Source organism: Corallococcus llansteffanensis (assembly GCF_003612055.1).
GTDB classification, from domain to species: Bacteria; Myxococcota; Myxococcia; order Myxococcales; family Myxococcaceae; genus Corallococcus; species Corallococcus llansteffanensis.
On the sequence record NZ_RAWB01001018.1, the window covers coordinates 1 to 1,482 of the forward strand.

Genomic DNA, 1,482 nt, shown 5'->3' on the forward strand with positions numbered 1-1,482 from the left:
GAACCTGCCCTCCAGGGCATGTTCCCCCTGTCCGTTGGATGTCAGACCCCCTGTGTACTGTGTACCTATTCCGACAGCCTTCCAGAGGGGGAATCACCGTGCCGGAGACCCGTGAAATGCCGCGAGTGTCGGTCAACAAGCTGGGCGAGTACCTCATCGCGACGCCTGCCCGCAGGAAGCGCATCATCCACGACCAGAAGCACCCGCCGGAATCGCAGTACCTCCGCTATCCGGAGGCGTCGCACGCCGTCACCGACTTCCTGTGCCGCGGCCTGGACATGAACGTGCTCCGGGAGGCCCAGCGCCGGTTCGCCTGCGCGGTGCCGCAGACGGAGTTCGAGGCGCAGCGCATGCAACTGTGTTCGGAGGCGCTGGAGCGCTTCGCGGATCTGGTGCCGTGGCTGGACCTGGACGACGCCATCATCAGCGCCGTGGGCGCGGAGCCGCCCGTGCTGGAGATGGCGGGCGTCACCATCAGCGTGCGCCCGGAGGTGGTGGTGCAGCGGTTGGACAAGCAGGGCAACCCGCGCGTGGGGCTGATGAAGCTCTACTTCTCCAAGACGCACCCGCTGGACGAGCGCTCGGGGCAGTACATCGGCACGCTCCTGCAGCGCTTCGCCGAACAGCACCTGTGCCGGCTGGGCCCGGCGGACCACCGGCTGATGACCGTGGTGGACGTGTTCGCGGGGTCGCTCTACGTCGCGCCGCGCGCGCACATCCGCCGGCTGGGCGACGTGGTGCTCGCGTGCGAGGAGATCGCCGAGCGCTGGGCCGTCCACTGACGCCCCGGCCCCCCCACCGTCACCTCAGGTGATGGGCGAGGCCGGCGGCAGGGGCTGACGCTGGCGGTGCGCCGCAAGCCACGCGCGGGCCTCGCCGCTGGTCTCCAGGAAGCGGGCCTCCAGCTTCGTGTCGCCCGTGAACTGGAGCGCCACCACCAGCGCCTTCATCACGTCGCGCTGCGTGCGGTTGCCGCCATAGAAGATGACGGCGCGGAACCACTCGGGGCGCACGTTGCCGGCCAGGTACTTGCGCGGCGCCACCGACAGCGCGGGGCCCTCCGTCATCGGGCCCATGACGCTGCCCAGGTCCACGACGAGGTAGAAGGGGCCGCCTGGATCCAGCGTCAGCTCGTGGAACACGCCCATGAGCTGGCGCACCTCTTCCTCGCCGAACGCACCGCGGACCGTCGCCCAGACAATGTCGGGGGACTCCAGCACGATGCGCTGTGCCCCGAAGACCCACTCCCGCAGCGCTCCCATACCCTCCTCCACGCAGAGGCCTTGAGGGTACCCAAAACGGGAGCGGCGTCACCACTTCGTCACATCCTCTTGCAGGTGACGCACCGCCACGCGACCTGCCGGGTCGCACGCACCGTCGCGGTGCGGGTGGCTTCCTGGGATGGGTGCGCCCGTGCCCGTCGCGTGCCGGACAGTCACGCGCGGTGGAACGTTCGCCGGGTGAACGCCCCGCGTCCCGCCC

General features: G+C 69.9%; 2 protein-coding genes. One reads left to right on the plus strand and one right to left on the minus strand.

From position 1 onward, the window contains the following. Nucleotides 1–98: 98 nt before the first annotated feature. Entirely contained in the window at nt 99–782 is a 684-nt protein-coding gene (locus D7V93_RS42985) for a hypothetical protein (protein WP_120648668.1), read from the plus strand. Between the two features lie 24 nt (nt 783–806). On the opposite strand, the gene D7V93_RS42990 is transcribed toward D7V93_RS42985, so the two are convergent. Then, a complete protein-coding gene (locus D7V93_RS42990) occupies nt 807–1,262 on the minus strand; it encodes a SpoIIAA family protein (protein WP_120648669.1) in 456 nt (151 codons plus the stop codon). Nucleotides 1,263–1,482 lie beyond the last annotated feature (220 nt).